General features: G+C 53.7%; 1 protein-coding gene and 1 pseudogene. Both read right to left on the reverse strand.

Translation table 11 applies throughout. The annotated features are described in order from the left end of the window. A partial coding sequence (locus HMPREF1548_RS26660) for a Mom family adenine methylcarbamoylation protein (protein ID WP_021639924.1) occupies positions 1-200 on the reverse strand: 200 nt, incomplete at its 3' end. After that, positions 181-484, reverse strand: a pseudogene (locus HMPREF1548_RS26665) (VirB4-like conjugal transfer ATPase, CD1110 family); the annotation flags it as partial. The gene HMPREF1548_RS26660 and the pseudogene HMPREF1548_RS26665, both read right to left, overlap by 20 nt.

Raw genomic sequence — 484 nt, forward strand, 5'->3', positions numbered from 1 at the left:
TGGGTTCCCCAGCCCAGCGCCACCACGCCCGCAAGCCGGTTTCCAGTGTAAAAGCCCAGATAGTGCTTATTCAGCCGGGGCATGATTTTGGAATAATGGTAGCGGCGGATAAAACCGATGGCCTGCTCTTTGGGGATTTTCCGTACCGTGAGCTTCGGGCCACGTTGGCCCGAAGTGGTGTCATTCCTGTTTTGGCTCATTCTTCTTATCCTCCGGGCGGGTTGTCATGATTGCATAAAGTTCCGTATTCTGCGGGAAGTGGTCTACGAAGGGGATTGTGACGTTCCCGAAAAACAAAAGGCCCTCACCGGAATTGGTGTGGGTCACATAGGAAAGCTGGTGCGGGCTGATGCCGAGCTGTTTTGCGATGATCTGCCGGTCGCCCTGTGCCTGTGCAAGCAGGACGAGGAAATCCGAGTTCTCAAAAATATTCTCAATTTCCGGGCTTGCCAGAAAATCGTAGGGTAGGGTAAAGGCGTCTTGC

Source organism: Clostridium sp. KLE 1755 (assembly GCF_000466465.2).
GTDB classification, from domain to species: domain Bacteria; phylum Bacillota; class Clostridia; order Lachnospirales; family Lachnospiraceae; genus Eisenbergiella; species Eisenbergiella porci.